Annotated in this window: 14 protein-coding genes; all 14 read right to left on the reverse strand. The window is 69.9% G+C overall.

All coding sequences use genetic code 11. The features are described from left to right. Position 1: 1 nt before the first annotated feature. The 14 genes from OV090_RS14420 to ctaD all read right to left on the reverse strand — a co-directional run bounded on the left by OV090_RS14420 (position 2) and on the right by ctaD (position 13,342). Positions 2-1,147: an acyl-CoA dehydrogenase family protein gene (locus OV090_RS14420; protein ID WP_267704206.1), complete on the reverse strand. Its 1,146-nt coding sequence runs from the start codon at positions 1,145-1,147 to the stop codon at positions 2-4. A gap of 40 nt (positions 1,148-1,187) precedes the next feature. Beyond that, positions 1,188-1,379, reverse strand: coding sequence for a hypothetical protein (locus OV090_RS14425; protein WP_267704207.1), 192 nt, complete (start codon positions 1,377-1,379; stop codon positions 1,188-1,190). Next, on the reverse strand, positions 1,376-1,696 hold the full coding sequence (locus tag OV090_RS14430) for a hypothetical protein (protein ID WP_267704208.1): 321 nt from the start codon (positions 1,694-1,696) through the stop codon (positions 1,376-1,378). The genes OV090_RS14425 and OV090_RS14430 overlap by 4 nt, the downstream gene beginning before the upstream one ends. Then, on the reverse strand, positions 1,693-2,373 hold the full coding sequence (gene ccsA, locus OV090_RS14435) for a cytochrome c biogenesis protein CcsA (protein ID WP_267704209.1): 681 nt from the start codon (positions 2,371-2,373) through the stop codon (positions 1,693-1,695). The genes OV090_RS14430 and ccsA overlap by 4 nt, the downstream gene beginning before the upstream one ends. After that, positions 2,370-3,131, reverse strand: a complete 762-nt coding sequence (locus tag OV090_RS14440) for a heme exporter protein CcmB (protein WP_267704210.1) — start codon at positions 3,129-3,131, stop codon at positions 2,370-2,372. Before OV090_RS14440 ends, ccsA begins: the two co-directional genes overlap by 4 nt. A 112-nt stretch (positions 3,132-3,243) precedes the next feature. Further along, entirely contained in the window at positions 3,244-4,002 is a 759-nt protein-coding gene (locus OV090_RS14445) for an ABC transporter ATP-binding protein (RefSeq protein WP_267704211.1), read from the reverse strand. After that, complete coding sequence (locus OV090_RS14450; RefSeq protein WP_267704212.1) at positions 3,999-5,945, reverse strand: hypothetical protein; 1,947 nt, start codon at positions 5,943-5,945, stop codon at positions 3,999-4,001. The genes OV090_RS14445 and OV090_RS14450 overlap by 4 nt, the downstream gene beginning before the upstream one ends. Beyond that, on the reverse strand, positions 5,942-6,718 hold the full coding sequence (locus OV090_RS14455; protein ID WP_267704213.1) for a zinc ribbon domain-containing protein: 777 nt from the start codon (positions 6,716-6,718) through the stop codon (positions 5,942-5,944). The genes OV090_RS14450 and OV090_RS14455 overlap by 4 nt, the downstream gene beginning before the upstream one ends. A 2-nt stretch (positions 6,719-6,720) precedes the next feature. After that, positions 6,721-8,736 (reverse strand): heme lyase CcmF/NrfE family subunit, encoded by a 2,016-nt coding sequence (locus OV090_RS14460; protein ID WP_267704214.1) that lies wholly within the window; start codon positions 8,734-8,736, stop codon positions 6,721-6,723. Positions 8,737-8,757: 21 nt separating this feature from the next. After that, positions 8,758-9,177, reverse strand: a complete 420-nt coding sequence (locus tag OV090_RS14465) for a cytochrome c maturation protein CcmE (protein ID WP_267704215.1) — start codon at positions 9,175-9,177, stop codon at positions 8,758-8,760. A 7-nt stretch (positions 9,178-9,184) separates the two neighbouring features. Next, positions 9,185-10,249, reverse strand: coding sequence for a GTP 3',8-cyclase MoaA (gene moaA, locus OV090_RS14470; RefSeq protein WP_267704216.1), 1,065 nt, complete (start codon positions 10,247-10,249; stop codon positions 9,185-9,187). Positions 10,250-10,409: 160 nt separating this feature from the next. Beyond that, entirely contained in the window at positions 10,410-10,958 is a 549-nt protein-coding gene (locus tag OV090_RS14475; RefSeq protein ID WP_267704217.1) for a cytochrome C oxidase subunit IV family protein, read from the reverse strand. A 22-nt stretch (positions 10,959-10,980) separates the two neighbouring features. After that, positions 10,981-11,664, reverse strand: a complete 684-nt coding sequence (locus tag OV090_RS14480; RefSeq protein WP_267704218.1) for a cytochrome c oxidase subunit 3 family protein — start codon at positions 11,662-11,664, stop codon at positions 10,981-10,983. Positions 11,665-11,698: 34 nt separating this feature from the next. Further along, complete coding sequence (gene ctaD, locus OV090_RS14485) at positions 11,699-13,342, reverse strand: cytochrome c oxidase subunit I (protein ID WP_267704219.1); 1,644 nt, start codon at positions 13,340-13,342, stop codon at positions 11,699-11,701. Between the last annotated feature and the right edge of the window lie 14 nt (positions 13,343-13,356).

Here is a 13,356-nt window from a genome sequence, read left to right on the forward strand (position 1 = left end):
GCTAGCCCCGAGCGAGGATGTTCTTGGCGATCACCATGCGCTGGACCTGCGAGGTGCCCTCGTAGATCTGCATGAGCTTGGCGTCGCGGTAGATCTTCTCGACCGGGTACTCGCGCGTGTAGCCGTAGCCGCCGAACACCTGCACGGCGTCCGAGGCGCACTTCACCACGCTGTCGGCCCCGACACACTTGGCGATCGCGCTGGTGTTGGTGCGACGGATGCCCTTGTCGACCTCCCACGCGGCCTTGTTGTAGAGGAGGCGCGTGGTCTCGTAGGCCATCGCCATCTCGGCGATCATGAACTGGATCGCCTGGTGCTCGGCGATCGGCTTGCCGAAGGTCTTGCGCTCCTTGGCGTAGCGGGCCGACTCGTCGAGGCAGCGGCGGATCATGCCGGCGCACTGCGAGCCGATCATCGGCCGCGAGCGATCGAACACCTCCATCGCCACGTAGAAGCCCTTGCCGGGCTCGCCGAGGATGTCGGCGTCGGTCAGCGGGACGTCCTCGAAGATGACGTCGCAGGTCTCGGAGGCGCGCTGCCCGAGCTTCTTCTCTTTCTTGCCGATCGAGATGCCGGGGCGATCGCTGTCGACGACGAAGGCGGTGATGCCACGGTGGCCGAGCGCGGGGTCGAGGGTGGCGAAGCCGGTGAAGATGCTGGCGTGGCCGGCGTTGGTGATCCACCGCTTCTGGCCGGTGAGGCGCCAGCCGTTGCCGTCGCGCACCAGGCGGGTCTTCATCGACGCCACGTCGGAGCCGGCCTCGGGCTCGCTGCAGGCGTAGCTGATGAAGATGAACTCCTCGACCAGCCGGCGCAGGTGCTTCTGCTTCTGCTCCTCGGTGCCGGCGACCAGCAGCGGCAGCGCGCCGAGGTGGTTGCACATCACGCTGGTGGCGATCGCGGCGCAGCCGTAGGCGAGCTCTTCGCTGACGATGCAGCCGTCGAGGGTGTGGTAGCCGAGGCCGCCGTAGGCCTCGGGGATCTCGATGTTCATCAGACCGAGGTCGAACGCCGCCTTGAACACGTCGACGGGGAACTTCTCCGCCTCGTCGTAATCGTGCGCGACCGGGATGATCGACTCACGCGTGAATTTGCGCGCGGTCTGAATGAGGGCGTTCTGCTCGTCGGTGTACGTCGGGTCGAACACGGCGCCCCCGCATACCACGGTCACACAAGCGGCGCCAGAGTCACGGCGGCGCGTCGCGGCCGTGCGAGGGCTCGTGAGTCGGCTCCGACCTGGCCCTTCGGGCAGCTGCGCGGCGGGCCACGAGATCGCGGTCGGCGGCGCTGTTGGCGGCGGCCCGACCGCCGAGGATGTACCCGATCAAGATCCCGAGCAGGAAGACGCCGGGGATGTACAGGAAGTGCCCGAGAGTCACGCCCCGGGCCCCCCGCGGGCCCCCGACCTGCCGAGCTCCTGCCGCAGGGCGTCGACGTCGGCGCGCAGCCGCGCGGACCGGCGCCACAGGAACAGGCCGTAGGCGGCGAACAGCGCCCACAGGATGCCGTAGGCCCAGACGATGTGCTGGTAGTCGCTGGCGGTCTTGGCCGCGGCCTTGTCCTCGAGGGTGGCGAGGATCTCCTTCTCCTCGCGGCTCGTGCCGACCGCGGGCTCGTACTCACCGCCGTCAGCCGGCGCGGGCGCAGCCTCGAAGACGAGGCCGGTGATCAGGACGGGCGGAGCGATCGGTGTCATGCGCGAGAGTCCTCCAGGCGGACGTAAGCGTCGTCGAGCTCGCCGGCGAGGACGAGCTGTCGGGCGCGGATGGCGAACAGGCCGAAGCTGACGAGCAACAGCGCGGACAGCCCCGGCCAGAAGGTGGCCCACATCTCCGGCGGCAGCTTGGCGACCACGCCGGTGGTCGGGTGCGTGGTCTTCCACAGCTTCACCGCGTAGTAGATCAGCGGCACGTTGACCGCGCCGAAGATCGCCAGCGCCGCGGCCAGCCGCTCCGAGGCGTGCTGGCCGAAGTGGCGCAGCAGCAGGTAGGCGGCGATCACCAGCCACAGCAAGGCGGTGGTGACCTGGCGGGCGTCGCCGGTCCACGGGGTGCCCCACGTCGCGTGACCCCAGATCGGTCCGGTCAGCATGACGCCGAGGCCGCCGAGGAAGCCGACCTCGGCCGCCGCCAGAGCGACCGCGCTGGCCGTGCGCGAGCGCCGACGCAGCTGCACGTAGGCGGCGACGCCGGAGATCACGGCCATGAGCATGCACAGCCAGCCCATCGGCACGTGGAAGAAGAAGATCTTGAAGGCGGTGCCCATGGTCCGCTCGTTGGGCGTGTGCAGGAACACCCGCTGGACGCTGTAGACCACCAGCGGCGCGGCGGCCAGGAACAGCAACGGGACCACGAACTCGGACTTCCGCTTCATCGGGGCTCCTCTCGGCCGGTCGTGCGCAGGCGGTCGCGCGCGTGCTGCCGCGCGGCCTGGGCCGTGCGGGCCGGCGCGGCCCCCACGAGCACCGGCTCGAACAGCAGCGCGCCGAGGCCGAGCAAGATGACGTCGAGCGCGGCCATCTGGCCGAGGTAGCTCGGGAGGTTGGGGTTCTTGTCGAGCAGCGCGCGGGTGGTCACCAGCGCGAACATCAGCACCGGGGTGGTGACCGGGTATAGGATCACCGCCAGCAGCATGTTCTTGCCGCCGCCGCCGGCCAGCCCGGCGGCGAACAGGGTGCCGATGGCGACGTAGCCGAGGCAGCCGAGGACCACGAGCGCGACTGTCTCGAGGGGCATGTCCCAAAAGACCTGTCCCGCGGGGAACATCGAGGCCAGGCCGGGCACCAGCAGCGCGCAGCAGACCAGCAGCACCAGCAAGGTCGAGCCGGCCTTGGCGACGTAGATCGCGAGGCGCTCGACCGGGGCGGCCAGCAGCGCGCGCAAGGTGTCGGCCTCGCGCTCGCGGTCGAAGGCGCGGGTCAAGGTGATGGTGCCGACGAACGCGACGGTGAGCCACAACAGGCCCGGCACCGCCGGCATGGTGTGCTTCTTCTCCAGCGCCGCGAACGACAGGTAGAACATGCCGAGCACGACCAGGGTGAAGAAGGTCGAGGTCAGGACCAGCTCGAGGTCGCGCAGCTCCTGCCGCAGCTCGCTGCGGAGGAGGAGCAGGCTCTGGCGGAGCAGACGCACCGGCGCCAGGTGTAGCACAGGGTCGGCGCGCGGCGGAACCGGGCCGACGCGGGTCCTGCGGGCCGACGCGGGTCCTGCGGGCCGATGCGAGCCTGCGGCGCTGGGCCGCGGCTCAGGCGGCGGCGTGATCGTCAGGGCCGACGGCGCCGAGGACCTCGCTTGCGCGGGCGGCGAAGCCGGCCGGGTCGTCGTCCCCGCGCTCGACCTCGCGGACGATCGCGCCGGCCTCGAGCAGCACCAGGCGATCGCACACGCGCAGCAGCGTGCCCTGGTCGTGCGAGCTGAGGAGGATCGCCGCCCCGCGGTCGCGCTCGGCCAGCAGCGCCCCGGCCAGCTGCGCGCGCCCGCGGGCGTCGAGCGCGGTGAACGGCTCGTCGAGCAGCAGCAGCTCGGGGTCGCCGGCGACGGCCCGGGCCAGCGCGACCCGCTGGGCCATGCCGCGCGAGAAGGTCGAGACCGGGCGATCGAGGGCCTCCGCCGGCAGACCCAGGCCGCGCAGGACGTCGTCGGCTGGCCGCGAGGACAGGCCGGCCGCGTGCCGCAGCTCGGCGAACAGCTCGAGGTTGGCGCGCGCGCCGAGGCCCGGGTAAAGCTGCGGCGCGTGGGCGACGTAGGCCAGGCGGGCGCGCAGCTCGAGGTCGATGTCGGCGACCACGCGCTCGCCGTAGCGGCGCTCGCCGCCGTCGGGCTGCAGCAGGCCGGCGAGGATCAAGAACAGCGTGGTCTTGCCGGCCCCGTTGGCGCCGACCAGGCCGGTGATGCTGCGGGCGCGCAGCTCGAGGTCGACGCCCCGCAGGACGACCTTGCGGCCGAACCTCTGGGAGATCGATCTCAGGACGATCGGGGTGATCGGCTGCTGCGCGCCGCTCATGCCTTGTCCTGCCAGGCCGCGCCCGGGTCGGCGTGGCGCGGCCGCGAGTCGAGGGCGTCGAGCTGGCAGTAGACCTGGTCGAGGGCGGCGACGATCGACTCACGCTCGCCGGGGCCCGCGGCCTCGAGCTTGCGCAGCAGCGCCGCCTTGCGCTTGAGCAGCCGCTCGCGCAAGGAGGCGCGCGGGCGCAGGGCGAACGCGAGGCCGCAGGCGAAGGCGACGAACAGGCCGAAGCCGAGGCCGAGCCACTTGTAGGTGCGCGGGCGGGAGACGAGGCCGTCGACCACGAGGTCGTAGGCCTGGCCCTGCGGCATGGCGCCGACGTCGTAGACGTCGAGGTCGACGCGGCTCTCGCCGTTCTCGTGCGGCGGCTTCACCGGCGGCTTCTTGGCGCCCTTGGTGAGCTTCAGGCCGTCGACCACGACCGCGCGGCCGTCGACGATCGGGAACGGCGCGGCCCAGTGGATCTCGGCGGTCCCGTCGTGCTCGAGCAGGTACGCGGTCGACAGGTCGATCAGCTCGCCGGGCGGCAGCGGGCCGGTGATGGTGGTGAACGGCGCGTCCGACTCGTGCTCGAGCACCTGGTCGGCGCGGTCGCGGACGACGAGGCCGGTGGCGCCGTCGGCCGCGGCCAGCTTGTAGGCCTTGCCCGGCCAGTAGGCGGCGTCACCGTCGACGTAGACCTGGAACAGGTGGTCGACCCGCGCGAGGTCGTTCTCCATCGACTCGACGCCGAACTGCACCGCCGAGCGCAGCCGCGTCAGGTCGGTGGTGATCGGGTAGACGCGCATCTCGACGGCGACGCCCATGCGCTCGTCGAGGGTGAAGAAGCTCGACTTCCACGGCGCGCCGGCGTACGAGGCCTCGGCGTGGAACAGGCCCTCGCCGGTGAGCGGGATGTCGGCGATGCGGGCGACGCCGTCCTCGCCGGTGGCGTCCTCGAAGCGCTTGCTGAAGCCGGTGGTGTCCTGCTTGACGATCGTGACCGGGACGCCGTTGATCGGCTGGTCGTCGGGCCCGACGACCGTGACGCGCACGCTGCCGGGCAAGATCGTCGGCACCGCCCGCGGGCCCATCATCTGCCGCCGCTGCGGCCCCGCGGCGCGCTGGCCGATCACCGCCAGCACCACCGCCATGCCGACGTCCTTGCCGGTGAGCGAGAACGGCTGGCTGCGCTCGGTGCCGGTCGGCAGGTCGGCCTCGGCCACCAGCGAGACGTCGGCCGCGAGCTCGTCGAGCCCGGGGAAGCGCGCGGTGCCGCGGGCGTCGCTGATCGCCTCGCGCGTCTCGACCTTGCCATCGGGACCCGTGAGCACCAGGCGGACCTTGACGCGCTCGAGCGGGGTGCCGGCGCGCAGGTCGAGGGTGCCGACCAGCAGCGTGCCTTTCGGCGTGCCGGGGTTGACGAAGGCGACGCCGGGCAGCGGCACCTCGCCAGGACCCGGCTGGCTCGGCGGAGCGGCCGGGCCCGCGGTGGGACCCGTCCCGGGGCTGGCGGCGCCGGACGAACCTGCCCCTTTGACCAGGAGCACGCGGTAGCCCTGGGTCGGCGACAGCGCGATCGGCTGCGAGCTCTGGCGCTCGCCGTCGAGGTCGGCGCGGGCGACCGCGGTGCCGCCGTGGAACGCGGCCAGGTCGGTGAAGTTGGCGCGGCCGTCCTGCCCGGCCACGGCGGTGCGCGTCTCGGTCTTGCTGCCGTCCTGCGACTTCAGCTCAAGCTCGACGGTGACGCCGACGGCCGGCTGGCTGAACGAGCCGAGCAGCGCGCGCACGGTGATCGTCCCCGGCTCGGTCTGCGGGTCGGCGCGCGGGATGCCGGACATGGCCCGCGGGTCGATCGGCGGGCCGCCGGGCGGCTGGGCCGAGGCCTGTCCCGTGAAACATGTCCCGACGAACAGGAACGCAAGGGCAGCCGCGCGGAGCGGCCGGCGTGGCGCAGTCATGGGCCGATCTCCCCCGAGCTCGAGGCGTTGCCGCGCTTCTCGCCGACGCTCACCTTGTTGCGTCCGAGCGAGACGCCGCAGTGCTTGCAGAACTTGGCGTCGTTGTCGTTGTTGCCGACGCAGTTGGCGCAGATCCGCGAGGTGCGGTCGAGATCGGGCGCGGAGATCTCGGTCATGCTGCGCAGCGGTGCCGGCGTGAAGCCGGCTTCGGGCCCGGGCGCCGCCTCGGCCGGGGCGCTGGTCGGCGCGGCCGGGGCCGCGGGGGCCGCGGGAGCCGCCGGCGGGCCGGCCTTGCGGTCGAGCTCCGCCAGGACCTTCTGCAGCTCGGGGTGGAGGTCGCCGCCACCGTCGAGGGCGCGCATGACCTCGATCGCCCGTACACGGTAAGTGCCGATCACCGCTTCGAAGTCGGCGGTCGACAGCTTGCCCATGCCGTGGTCGAACTCGAGCTCCTTGATCGCGCGCAGCAGGCGGCGCTTCTCCTCGCGCAGCTCCGACTGGCTGAAGTGGCCGACGCCGCGGCCGACCTGGGCCAGCGAGTCGGGCCGGGCCAGCGCGCGGACCATCGCGTACATGCGGCTCAGCGCGTAGACCAGCGCGGCGCCGGCGGCCGCGAGGGCGATGGTCGGCTCGTCGACCGGGCCGGCCGCGCGAGCGACCACGAGGACCAGGCCGAACGCGACGAGCGCGAGGCCGGCGGTCAGGACAGCGGTGCGCGGGAGCTTCGGCGCAGCCGCGGCGCGAGCGTCCTTGCTCTGCGGCGCCTCGGTCACGTTCAGACGTCCTCTCCCGGCCCGTCGCTCTTGCGCGTGCCGACGCAGATCAGCGAGCCGGCGAGCATGACGGCGAAGCCGAACCAGATCCAGTTGACGAGCGGGTTGATGTAGAGGCTCATCTGCGTCCACCCGGTGGTCATGTCGACCTCCTGGATCGAGACGTACACGTCCTCGCCGAAGGTCATGTAGCGCGAGACCTCGGTGGTCGGCTGCTCGGGCAGCTGGAAGTACCACCAGCGAGCCGGCAGCAGCGTGGTCTTCTGGTCGCCGTCCTTGAGCACGGCGATGTGGGCCGTGATCATCTCCTTCTGCCAGTCCTCGGTCGCGCGCAGGCCGTCGTGGCGGATCACGTAGTCACCGAGCTCGGTGGTGTCGCCGGGGCGCAGCGTGGTCTTGCGCTCGATCTTGTAGGCGTTGCCGGCCCAGCCGAGGAACATCAGCACGATGCCGAGGTGGACGACGTAGCCGCCGTAGCGCCGGCGCGCGCGCAGGACCAGGCCGATCAGCGCGTCGAGGACGCTCTGCGGGCGCTGGCGTCGGCGCAGGGCCACGCCGCGGTAGAACTCCTGGACGATGGTCCAGAAGGTGAAGGCGCACAGGCCGAAGCAGGCCAGGCCCCACGGCGAGCCGAGGCCGAGCGCCAGCAGGACGACGGTGGTGACGACGCCGGCGACCAGCGGCCCGAGGAACTGCTTGACCAGGTTGACCTGCGAGGTCTTGCGCCACGCCAGCAACGGACCGATGCCGGTCAGCAGCAGCAGCGACAGGCCGAGCGGACGCATGTAGCGGTTGAAGAACGGGGCGCCGATGGTGACGCGCTCGCCCGGGTCCTGCCAGCCGAGCAGGTCGGGGTAGCGCTCGGCCAGGACCATCCGCCACTCGGTGAAGGTCGGCCACATGGTCGCGCCGAGCACGAACAGCGCGGCGACCAGGAACAGCCAGTTGTTGACGAGGAACGCGAACTCGCGCGACAGCACGCTCTCGAGCTCGCCGCGCGAGCGCAGCAGCGGCAGGCGCCAGATCACCAGGCCGAAGCTGAACAGCACGATCGCCAGCATGAAGCCGCCGAAGGTCCACGCCAGCACCGGGTCGGCGCCGAAGGCGTGCACGCTCTGGACCACGCCGCTGCGCGTCATGAACGTGCCGACGATCGTCAGCAGGAAGCTGACGATCACCAGCGACACGTTCCACACCTTCATCATGCCGCGGCGCTCCTGGATCATGATCGAGTGCAGGAACGCGGTGACGGTGAACCACGGCAAGAGGCCCGCGTTCTCGACCGGGTCCCAGGCCCAGTAGCCGCCCCACCCCAGCTCCTCGTAGGCCCACAGGCCGCCGAGGATGAGGCCGAAGGTCAGGAACATCCACGAGAACAGGGTCCAGCGGCGGACGCTGCGCTGCCACGCGGCGTCGACCTGGCCGGTGATCAGCGCCGCCATGCCGAACGCGTACGGCACCGCCAGCGAGACGTAGCCGAGGTACAGGCTCGGCGGGTGGACGATCATGTACAGGTTCTGCAGCAGCGGGTTCAGGCCCTTGCCCTGCGTCGGGATGTCCAGCATGTAGACGCCGAACGGGTCCTTGATGAACAGCAGCAGGCCGGCGAAGAACGCGGTGATGACCGAGAGGACAGCCGCGGCGTGCGGGATGAGCTCGCGGTGGCGGTCGCGGTTGGCGTGCAGCGCCAGCGAGGCGAACAGGGTGTGCAGCAGCACCCAGAACAGCATGCTGCCGTCGAGCCCGCCCCAGAACGACGTGATCTTGTAGAACAGCGGCATCGCAGCGTCGCTGGTCTTCTGCACGTACTGGATCGAGTAGTCGCCGGCGATGAAGCCGTAGATGATGAGCGACGAGGCGAACGCCGACAGGGCGAAGCTGGCGTACACGCCCTGCAGGCCGGCCTCGATCAGCCGCTCCGACCGGCGCGCGGCGCCGAGAGCGGAGAAGCCGGTGCTGGCCAGGCTGAGCACGAACAGCAGGAGGATCGAGGCCGTACCGAGAGTAGCGATCGACATGAGACTGCTCCTTCGGACCGGTCAGCGACCGTTCTTGCTCGGGTCGGCCGAGGGCCGCTCCTCGTACTTCGAGGGGCACTTGGCGGCCATCTCCTCCGACTCGAAGCGGCCGTCCTGCAGCTCGCCGGTCAGGATGACCTCGCCGCCCTCGGCGAAGGTGTCGGGCACCATGCTGGTGAAGTGGACCGGCATGCGCCGGCCCTCGCGCTCGATGTCGAAGGTGTAGTCGCCGGCCTCGCCCTTCTTCTGCTTGACGGTGCCGGGCACCACGGTGCCGTGGACCTTGATCATGCGGCCGGAGTACATCGCCGGGTTGTCGATGACCTTGTCGACGAAGATGTAGTCGAGCACGCCCTCGCCGCTGCTGGTGCTGACGAGGTAGAACACCGCGCCGCCGACGAAGAGACCGATGAAGACCTTGGACGAGACGGGGAGCGCCATGACGGGGTTAGCCTCCGATGCTGATCATCGCCTTGTCCGGGCCTCCATGGCCATCCAGGGCGAAAGTGTGACCCGACTGCTTGTACCCGAGGACCGCGCGTACGCGCGCCGCGAGGGCGACCGGGCCGGCGGATCGCAGGACCGAGCGTAGATCGCCGGCGTCGTCGCGGGCGAGACAATTGTGGAGCGACCCTGCGGCAGACAGCCGCAGACGGTTGCAAGAGGCGCAGAAGTTCTCGGTCATGGGGGCGATGACGCCGACGCGGCGGCCTGCGTGAGGGCCCGAGGCGACGCGCCAATAGGTCGCAGGGCCGAGGCCGCGCACGCCCTCGCCGCTGTCGCTCACGAGCGGCGCCCCGGCCGCGACGGCGATGCGTTCGCGGATCTCCGCAGCCGGCATCAGCTCGCCGGGCACGTACAGGCGGCCCGCGGACATCGGCATGACCTCGATGAAGCGCGGCACGTGGCCGCGCTCCCACGCCCACAGCGCCAGCTCGCCGAGCTCGTGGTCGTTGAAGCCGCGGATCGCCACGGTGTTGATCTTGATCGCCGAGAAGCCAACGTCGCGCGCGGCGTCGAGGCCGGCCAGCACCTCGGCGAGCACGCCGCGGCGGGTGATGGCGGCGAAGCGCGCCGGGTCGAGGCTGTCGAGGCTGACGGTGAGGCCCCGCAGGCCGGCCTGGCGCAGCGGCGCGGCCACCTCGGCCAGGCGCGCGCCGTTGGTGGTGAGGACGACGTCGATCGGGATCGCCGCCAGCGCCGCGACCAGCTCGACGAAGCCGCGGCGGACCGTCGGCTCACCGCCGGTGAGGCGCACGCGCTCGACGCCGAGCTCCGCGAAGACCTGCACGATCGTCGCGACCTCCTCGAGCGTGAGCAGGTCGGCGCGGGCGATGCGGTCGATGCCCTCCTCGGGCATGCAGTAGGTGCAGCGGTAGTTGCACCGGTCGGTCAGCGAGACGCGCAAGTAGCGGATCCGCCGCGCCTGCGGGTCGACCAGCGGGCCCCCCGGCAGCGAAGGCTCCCCGACCGCGGACGGCGGCCGCGCGGTGCGGAGTTGAACCAGGGTCATGCGCGAACCACCTGCTGCGTCGCTTCATGTTACCACAGGCGCGACGAGCGCCCGGCGGCGCCAGAAAGCGAGCCCGGCCACGTAGCGGCCCTCGTTCGGGCGGCTCGTGGCCGGATTCGCGTCGTCTCGCGCGGGGCGCGAGCCGGGCTCGTGATGACTCTCAGTGCGCCGCGGCCTTGTGCTCGGCCTTGGCCTCGGCCTTGTGCTCGCCGCCACCATGGCCACCGCCGTGCTCGCCGCCGCCGTGACCGCCGCCGTGGGCTTCGATCTCGGCGAGGACCTTGGCGCGCCGCTCGGGCACGTTGTCGACGCCGACGACGAGGCCCTTGCCGGCGTTCTCCTGCTCCTTCCAGCGGACGAACGTCTCCTGCTCGTCGTTGAGGGCGTCGCGGCTCTTCATGTCGAACATGGTGAAGCCGAAGAAGATGCCGACGAAGATGATGGTCCCGAGGAAGACGAACAGGTGGAACTTGTCGTCGTACTTCAGGTGCATGAAGTAGGCGACGACCAGCGTCGCCTTGATGAAGGCGACGACCATCGCCACCGTGAGGCTGGCGGGGCCGAGGTCGGCGAACGAGACCGCGAAGGTCAGGCCGGTGAGGACGAACAGGGCGCCGATGACGCCGTTGTACGTGCTCATCGGCGAGATGTGCTCGTGGACCTCGTGCGGATGCTCGACCGGCTGACCGTTGAGGAAGACCTTTGCCATGACAATCAACTCCGGGCGAGGGTCACTTGACCAGGTAGAGGAGCGGGAAGAGGAAGATCCAGACCAGGTCGACGAGGTGCCAGTAGAGACCGGTGTTCTCGATCGCCACGTAGTTCTTGGCGCCGAACTCGCCGCGGCCGGCGCGGACGAACATCCACAGCATGATGGCGAGGCCGATCACGACGTGGACGCCGTGGAGGCCGGTCATCAGGAAGTAGACGCCGAAGAAGATGTGCGGCAGCCCGTCGATCTCGTAGCCGTGGAGGTGCGCCGAGTAGAACTTGCCCGGCAGCATGCCGTGCTCGAACTTGGCGCTGTACTCGAAGTACTTGACCACCATGAAGATGCAGCCGCACAGGATGGTCAGCACGAGCATCAGGCGCAGCTTCTTGACGTCGCCGAGCTGGATCGAGCGGACCCCGAGGGCCATCGTGTACGACGAGGTCAGAAGGACCACCGTGTTGATGCCGCCGGCCCACTTGCTGAGGTGCTCGTGCGCCTCGAGCACCATCTCCGGGTAGAGCATCCGGAGGATGAAGTAGGCGAGGAACAGGCCCGAGAACATCAGGATCTCGGTGGCCAGGAAGAGCCACATCCCGAGCTTCGCCGAGGCCGTCTGCTGGCCCATCGTGTCGAAGTGATGGGCCAGGTGCGGGTTGTGCTCGTCGTCGTCGTGGGCGGGCGCGTGGGCGTGTTCGTTGCTCATGGCTGCGTTACCCCGGGGAACTGGCGTGGAGGAATCAGTGATGGAGGGCGCCGGCCGACTTGTCGATCTCGGGGAAGTCGTAGGGGCTGCCATGGATGTGCGGCGTCTCGTGGAAGTTGTGCTCGATCGGCGGGCTCTGGGTCTGCCACTCGAGGGTCACGGCGCCCCACGGGTTCGACGGGGCCTTCTCGCCCTTCCACAGCGAGTGCATCAGGTAGATCAGGGTCCACAGCAGGCCGACCGCGAGGATGTACGAGCCGATCGTCGAGACCTGGTGCATCACCTGGTACTCGGGCAGGTAGGCGTAGTAGCGCCGCGGCATGCCCTGGTGGCCCAGGAAGAACTGGGTCATGAAGGTGACGTTGAAGCCGATGAACACCAGGAGGCAGCCCCACTTGCCGGCCGTCTCGTTGAACATCCGGCCGGTCATCTTCGGCCACCAGTGGTGCAGGCCGCCGATGAAGGCGACGACGGTGCCGCCGACCATGACGTAGTGGAAGTGCGCGACCACGAAGTAGGTGTCGTGGAGGTGAACGTCGATCGCCAGGGTCGACAGCGGCAGGCCGGTCAGGCCGCCGACCGTGAAGGTCCACAGGAACGCCATGCCGTACCAGCAGGCGGTGTTGTACTGGATGCTGCCGCCGTACAGCGTCGCCACCCACGAGAACACCTTGATGGCGGTCGGCACGCCGACGGCGAAGGTCAGGAAGCTGAACAGCACGCCCGCCAGCTCGGACTGACCCGAGACGAACAGGTGGTGGCCCCACACGACGAAGGAGATGACGGCGATGGCGACCGAGGACAGCGCGATGGCCTTGTAGCCGAAGATGTGCTTGCGGCTGTGGACCGTGATGATCTCCGAGATGATGCCGAAGCCCGGGAGGATCATGATGTAGACGGCCGGGTGGCTGTAGAACCAGAAGAAGTGCTGGAACAGCACCGGGTCGCCGCCCATCGCCGGGTCGAAGATGCCGATCCCGAGCGACCGCTCGATGATGAGCAGCAGCAGCGTGATCGCCAGCACCGGCGTCGCCAGCACCTGGATGACCGCGGTCGAGTAGATCGCCCACACGAACAGCGGCATCCGGTTCCAGTTCATGCCCGGCGCGCGCATCTTGTGCACCGTGACGACGAAGTTCAGGCCGGTGAGGATCGACGAGAAGCCGGCGATGAACACGCCTGCCGTCGCGGTGATCACCGCCGTCCCCGTACTCGTCGAATACGGCGTGTAGAACGTCCACCCCGTGTCGAGACCGCTCGTCAGGATGGCGACGATCAGGAACACCGCCGCGACCGAGTAGACGTAGAAGCTCAGCAGGTTGAGCCGCGGGAACGCCACGTCCTTGGCGCCGAGCATCAGCGGCAAGAAGAAGTTCCCCAGCGCCGCCGGTACGCTCGGGATGATGAACAGGAACACCATGATCGCGCCGTGCAGCGTGAAGACCTGGTTGTAGGTCTGGGCGCTCATGAAGTCCTGGTCCGGCGTGAACAGCTCGGTACGCAGGGCGATCGCCAGGATGCCGGCGATCAGGAAGAAGAACATGACCGACGCCAGGTACATCAGGCCGAGCCGCTTGTGGTCGACGGTGACGAGCCAGGACATCAGGCCCCGCTTCGACACCAAGTAGCTCGGCTCGACGGCGGGGTGTGGGTCTTGCGACTGGACAGCAGTGGACATGGGAAGACTCCGTG

It is taken from the genome of Nannocystis sp. RBIL2 (genome assembly GCF_026626745.1).
GTDB lineage: Bacteria > Myxococcota_A > Polyangia > Nannocystales > Nannocystaceae > Nannocystis.

Bases quoted from the DNA above. Each gene is read 5' to 3' on its own strand.
- OV090_RS14430 (WP_267704208.1), bottom strand. From the start codon at position 1,696: ATGACACCGATCGCTCCGCCCGTCCTGATCACCGGCCTCGTCTTCGAG.
- ccsA (WP_267704209.1), bottom strand. From the start codon at position 2,373: ATGAAGCGGAAGTCCGAGTTCGTGGTCCCGTTGCTGTTCCTGGCCGCC.
- OV090_RS14445 (WP_267704211.1), bottom strand. From the start codon at position 4,002: ATGAGCGGCGCGCAGCAGCCGATCACCCCGATCGTCCTGAGATCGATC.
- OV090_RS14450 (WP_267704212.1), bottom strand. From the start codon at position 5,945: ATGACTGCGCCACGCCGGCCGCTCCGCGCGGCTGCCCTTGCGTTCCTG.
- OV090_RS14460 (WP_267704214.1), bottom strand. From the start codon at position 8,736: ATGTCGATCGCTACTCTCGGTACGGCCTCGATCCTCCTGCTGTTCGTG.
- OV090_RS14465 (WP_267704215.1), bottom strand. From the start codon at position 9,177: ATGGCGCTCCCCGTCTCGTCCAAGGTCTTCATCGGTCTCTTCGTCGGC.
- moaA (WP_267704216.1), bottom strand. From the start codon at position 10,249: ATGACCCTGGTTCAACTCCGCACCGCGCGGCCGCCGTCCGCGGTCGGG.
- OV090_RS14475 (WP_267704217.1), bottom strand. From the start codon at position 10,958: ATGGCAAAGGTCTTCCTCAACGGTCAGCCGGTCGAGCATCCGCACGAG.
- OV090_RS14480 (WP_267704218.1), bottom strand. From the start codon at position 11,664: ATGAGCAACGAACACGCCCACGCGCCCGCCCACGACGACGACGAGCAC.
- ctaD (WP_267704219.1), bottom strand. From the start codon at position 13,342: ATGTCCACTGCTGTCCAGTCGCAAGACCCACACCCCGCCGTCGAGCCG.